Here is a 6,553-nt window from a genome sequence, read left to right as displayed (position 1 = left end):
AGAAGCAACAGTTCTTGGACTTCCGGCTGGAACCTGAGTTGGATTACTAGACACAACAGTGTAAGTATAAGTATCTCCTGTTCCTGCAATTAATGCTCCCAAATCATAATTAAGCGCTACATCACTACATGTAATTGCCGTTTGATTGCTTACAACCGGTTCAGGTTTTACTGTTACTACTAAGGTAAAAGGATTTCCAGAACATCCATTCTGTCCTATCGGAGTAATGGTATAGGTAATTATAATATTATTTGATGACGTATTAGTATATACATCTGTAATATTGGCTGCAGAAGCAACCGTTCTTGGGCTTCCTGCTGGTACTAGGGTTGGATTACTAGAAGCAACCGTATAAGTATAAGTATCTCCTGTTCCTGAAATTAATGCTCCCAAATCATAGTTAAGCGCTACATTACTACATGTACTTACCGTTTGATTGCTTACAACAGGTTCAGGTTTTACTGTTACTACTAAAGTAAATGGATTTCCGGAACATCCATTCTGTCCTATCGGAGTAATGGTATAGGTAATCGTTACATCTGAGCCAGTTGTATTGGTATAATTATTTGTTATATTAGCTGAAGAAGCTACTGTTCTTGGGCTTCCTGCTGGAACTTGAGTTGGATTACTAGACACAACAGTGTAAATATAAGTATCTCCTGTACCTGCAATTAAGGCTCCCAAATCATAATTAAGCGCTACATCACTACATGTAATTATAGGAGCTTGGTTTGCTACAACCGGCTCCGGTTTTACAGTAACTACTAAAGTAAATGGATTTCCAGAACATCCATTCTGCCCTATCGGAGTAATGGTATAGGTAATAGTTACATCTGAACCTGTCGTATTGGTATATACATCTGTAATATTGGCTGCAGAAGCAACCGTTCTTGGACTTCCGGCTGGAACCTGAGTTGGATCACTAGACACAACTGTGTAAGTATAAGTATCTCCTGTTCCTGCAATTAATGCTCCCAAATCATAATTAAGCGCTACATCACTACATGTACTTGCCGTTTGATTGCTTACAACAGGTTCAGGTTTTACTGTTACTACTAAGGTAAAAGGATTTCCAGAACATCCATTCTGTCCTATCGGAGTAATGGTATAGGTAATTATAATATTATTTGATGACGTATTAGTATATACATCTGTAATATTGGTTGCAGAAGCAACCGTTCTTGGGCTTCCTGCTGGTACTAGGGTTGGATTACTAGAAGCAACCGTATAAGTATAAGTATCTCCTGTTCCTGAAATTAATGCTCCCAAATCATAGTTAAGCGCTACATTACTACATGTACTTACCGTTTGATTGCTTACAACAGGTTCAGGTTTTACTGTTACTACTAAAGTAAATGGATTTCCGGAACATCCATTCTGTCCTATCGGAGTAATGGTATAGGTAATCGTTACATCTGAGCCAGTTGTATTGGTATAATTATTTGTTATATTAGCTGAAGAAGCTACCGTTCTTGGGCTTCCGGCTGGAACTTGAATTGGATTACTAGAGACAACAGTGTAGGTATAAGTATCTCCTGTCCCTACAATTAAGGCATCTAAATCATAATTAAGCGCTACATCACTACATGTAATTATAGGAGCTTGGTCTGCTACAACCGGCTCCGGTTTTACAGTAACTACTAAAGTAAATGGATTTCCAGAACATCCATTCTGTCCTATCGGAGTAATGGTATAGGTAATAGTTACATCTGAAACTGTCGTATTGGTATATACATCTGTAATATTAGCTGCAGAAGCTACCGTTCTTGGACTTCCGGCTGGAACCTGAGTTGGATCACTAGACACAACTGTGTAAGTATAGACTGTATTAATTGGAACAATTATATTATTACTACAATTATTTAACGGAATAAAACTAAAAGATTCCCTTGAACAAATTGTTCTATTTCCATTTGGAATTTGTGGTTTAGGATTAACTGTTATAGTGAAACTAACTTTTGCCCCTTCACAACCATTATATTTAGGAGTAATTTCAAAAGTGACAACTCCTACAGTGTTGCAATTATTAACTAATGTCATTGCAGGAATGGTACTGGTAGTTTGAATACCAGAAGGAAAACCCGTAATTGGATCAGTAGTTGTTGCAACCCATTCAAAAGTAGTTCCTATAATATCTGATGTAAGTGAAATTGCTTGTGTTAAGGAATTAGAACAAATAGTTTGATTTAAACCAGTATTAGTTATTATGGGTGATTGTTTAAAAGTAAAAGTAAACGAAGCTGTATTAGCCCCTCCACAATTTCCATTAACAGTAACTTTAATAACATATACACCATATTGAGTAAACTTTATTTTTGGAAAAGGAGATATAGCAGAGGTTTCAAGTGTATATTCATAATAAGAAGTATTGGCTAAAGTAGTACCATTACTTTCATATATTGCCCAATTGTAAGAGGCTGGAGTATAAGGCGCTGCACTATAGGTAGGGTCAATAGAAGTATCTGAGAAATCTAACACATAGCTAGGAGGTTGTGCTTGGCAAATAGTCAAATTATCGGGAGAGAATGAAACACTTGGATCTCCAATAATTTCAATATCTTGTGAAAAAGTATCTGTACCACAAACATTTGTAACAGTTAAAGTAACTGTATATGTTCCAGGTTGTGTAAAAGAAATTTGTGGACTGGTTTGATTGGCTGCTGCCGGTGGAGTAGGACCATTTGCGTCAATTATTGTAAAACCAGTTGCTGTTGCAGGTGTACCAGAAACCGGAACAACTGTCCAAGTGTAAGATGGATCCTTACAAGGATCAGCAATTGCTTCAGTATTAGACGTATTAGTAAAAGTAAGTGTTGCCGGGGCACATAAATTTGTCGGAGTCGAGTATGTAAAAGCAGCATCAGGCTGGGGTTCGACAATTACGGTTTTAATTATTGATACATAATCTGTACAACCACCATTATTTCCAACAGTTAATTGAATCTGCCAACAACCAGGTTTATTAGCGGTAGAAGTACCTGGTATAGTCAAATCATATGTTGTACTGTTTATCCAGCCTGTAGCAGGATTAACTAAGCTGAATGTAGATACCGTAGGTGATTTAATATACCAATTAATACTGTAAGCTTCATTACAAGTGTTAGATGATCCCCATAGACCATTAATAGAATTTTCATCAGCAAATATTGGAGATCCAGCACATATTTTTTCAGCAACAATAAAATCAGGTGCGGGCTTTAAACTAACATTAACCCACTTTGTTGTTCCTGCTCCGTTTTTAAAGTAGTTATTACATTCAAAATTTGAAGTTATAGAATTATACAATCCTTTATTGTATAAAATTAAATCAGTTTTAAAATAATATTTTCCATCATCTGCATTTATGACTTTATCCTCAGTATCACAGGTTGGCTCATCATATTGATTTGTAATATTGGGACACAACATTAATTTATTGTGAGTTAAATATTCTATAGGGGATCCATCTCCATAATTAATTGAATACAATGAATTTGGGTAATTAGTTGCCATAGTAGCTGCGTCAACAATAAAGTTTACACTTTCTCCTACACATACTAATTCGTTACTAGTGTTTGCTAATCCGGTTGACCCAGTGTTATGTAAAAATATAAAACCAGATACAGATTGTTTAGTGCCGTAATTTTTGATAATTTCTATTAAATAATAACCAACAGTTTGACTATGAGGTATTTGAAGAGTATAGGTGTCCGATAGAAATAATGGTTGAATGATATTATTTTGTGCATTTATAAAATTAATATTAATTGAAGTTGCATCACTAGAATTTTGCAAAAATACTTCAATTGGCAAAGGAGTAGTTGATGTTGGATTTCCTGGAGTGACAGCAGTTGAACTTCTATTAATATATCCAAAATAATAATTATTAGAAAGATCTATACATTTTGTAAAATTATCTAAACTTGTGTGTGGAGCATCTGGAATAAATTCAATTAATGGGATAGTACTATTCAAAACACTTCCAGATATTTGAAAAGAATTTGTTTCGATTGAAGCAACCGGATTAGTAGTTCTAACTCTTAACTTATAATTGTTTCCTGTTGGAGTTGCAATAGGAATTATACCTTTTAAAATAGGAATAAAAAATTCATTTTTTGTTGATAAAACAACAGGATTTGTAAACGAACCTGAAGCATCAGACAATTCTAAAATAAATTGATTATTTAATTCATAAATTCCATTTGGTTTAAAAAACACAGAAATACTTCCACCTTGAAAATAATTTAAAGTATTCTGAAAACGAACAATATCTATTGTATTTGTGGAAGTACATACACCTGCAACATTTTGAGGAGTATTAGATGGGGTAATTTGTGAATATAAACTATAACTATTCAATAGAATAATTACACTTACTAATATTTTTTGGACTTTATTCATGATATTTTTTTTCATAATCTTACTGTGTTGTTAAATATATCCAACCTATTTTCTTTTCGTTATTTGTGTTTTTTATCACATAATCATATACTCTCAAAAGTAATGAATTAGAATTAAAATCTTTACCATTCCATTCTTTATAATAGTTGCGGAAGTACCGGCACACTTTATAGTATTTTGTGGTTGAATATTTATGGTTGGTCCAGTGACAACTTTAGCTAACTCGAAATGTTCGTTTACTAAGTTTGTAGTAATTGAATTAATATTTATATAATTATTAATATAGTTATTTATTTTATTTTCAAATGTATATGAAAATAAAACATTAGATATTAACAATGTTGCAAAAGTGGCGACAAGTTTATTTAAACTTAAATTTCTCATAATCAACAGTTTATAGCGATTTATTAGAATATGATAGTTCACAAAAATAAACAAAATTTGTTAACAACTCTTATGTCTACTAAGAAATTATGTTTATTTTCCTACTAATCTTTAATTCATTATAAACTTTTAAAATTATTTTATATATATCAAACTTTTAATATTTTATATTTGAATCCAATTTTATTTGATAATTTATTTATTAATCACGTTATGAAAACAAGAATTATTGCTTTTATTTTTTGTAGTTATCTTTCCGCTTCTTATGCTCAAACTGGTTATGAAATTATTGTTAATTTAAAGAATAGTAAAGATACCACAGCCTATCTCACCTATTATCAATTTGATAAAACCTATATTAAAGACACATGCTATGTTGCAAAAAATAGACAATTTATATTTAAAGGAAAAACAAAATTAGATACGGGTATTTATTCAATTGTAAGCCAGCAAAAAACAATCTATTTTGATTTTTTTATTGATGAACAAAATCAAAAATTAGAATTTAAAAACGAACAAGAACCTAATAATATTTTAGGGCTTAATGTTTTAAATTCACCTTCACAAAATAATTTTATTGATTATTTGAAATTTGTAAGTAATCAAATTATAAAAGTTGTTTCAGTATATACCATGCACGATGGAGAAAAATTCTTATAGTGTAGCATGGAAAAAGGCCTGAATGATTGGATTAATGTATATGATGGTGTTTATATAAATAATTCTAGTTAATAAATATGATATTTATTCAACACCCGTTATTTATATTCTAGACAAAAACAAGACTATAAAAGCAAAAAGAATTGGGGTAGATCAAATTAAAATCTTTATTAATTCTACAAATCAGTAAAAAAAGGGGGGTAATTAAATATTTTTACTAAATTTGTTTTAATTAATATTATAAATTTAAAAATATGAAAAAAGTAGTAATCTTAGCGTTGTTAATGGTATCAACATTTTCTTTTGCTCAAGAAACAAAAAAAGAATCAAAATGGGTTATTGGTGCTGGGGTAAACTTTATTGATAATACAAGTTCTGGAAGCAATGAATATTTAAATTATTCTAATTGGAATGCAACTTTAGGCTTTTCTAAATTATCATTACAGTATTTTTACAATACCAATTTATCAGTGTCTTCTGAATTTACAATAAATAAATTAGGTAAAGATGTAGATCAAAATGAAAAAGCAATTGATGCGAATTTATCTTATTTCGGATTTGATTTAAATGCTCGATACAATGTTGCTGGTCTGATGAAATTACCAAGTAAATTTGCTGTTGAGCCAATTCTTGGTTTAGGTAATGCTTGGACAAGCGGAAATCCAAATCAAAGTCTTAATACCGGAATTTCATTAGGATATCAAATCAATGAAACATATGGTGTTAGACTTCAAACTCTTGGAAAGTTTGCTGCAGAAAAAAATACAGTTGGAAATAACATGATCCAACATTCTTTAGAATTGTATTTTAAATTGTAACTACGAGTTCTTTAAGTATAAAAACCCCAAAAGAACAATTGTTTTTTTTGGGGTTTTTATAATTATAATATTTTTTTTCACAATCATACCCTCATTTTTTTAATTTTTATTTACTATAACAATTTGATTTATAGTTGTTTATGTATTTTTTTAGTTTTTATATTACCACTAATTCAGTTGTTCGTATGAATTATTTTGTAATTTAGCATTCTTAAAAAATAAATATGAGCCTAATAGTATTGACGGGAACCACAGGTTACATCGGTCAAAACCTAACAAAATTTTATAACGCAAAATCAAAGAAAAACAAA

3 protein-coding genes are annotated in these 6,553 nt (G+C 31.1%); 2 read left to right on the top strand and 1 reads right to left on the bottom strand.

Annotation, left to right across the window (positions count from 1 at the left end):
- The coding region (locus ACIQZC_RS08000; RefSeq protein ID WP_396138711.1) for a PKD-like domain-containing protein at positions 1 to 4,380 on the bottom strand (4,380 nt) is incomplete at its 3' end.
- A 597-nt stretch (positions 4,381 to 4,977) separates the two neighbouring features.
- Between ACIQZC_RS08000 and ACIQZC_RS07995 the strand changes: the two genes are divergently transcribed.
- Both ACIQZC_RS07995 and ACIQZC_RS07990 read left to right on the top strand, forming a co-directional pair.
- Entirely contained in the window at positions 4,978 to 5,424 is a 447-nt protein-coding gene (locus ACIQZC_RS07995) for a DUF4369 domain-containing protein (RefSeq protein WP_396138710.1), read from the top strand.
- Between the two features lie 254 nt (positions 5,425 to 5,678).
- Positions 5,679 to 6,242 carry a hypothetical protein gene (locus ACIQZC_RS07990; RefSeq protein WP_396138709.1) on the top strand — a complete coding sequence of 188 codons (564 nt, stop codon included), beginning with the start codon at positions 5,679 to 5,681 and terminating at the stop codon, positions 6,240 to 6,242.
- Positions 6,243 to 6,553 lie beyond the last annotated feature (311 nt).

It is taken from the genome of Flavobacterium sp., assembly GCF_044338735.1.
Taxonomy (GTDB): domain Bacteria; phylum Bacteroidota; class Bacteroidia; order Flavobacteriales; family Flavobacteriaceae; genus Flavobacterium.
This window is presented reverse-complemented; position numbering and strand designations above follow the sequence as displayed.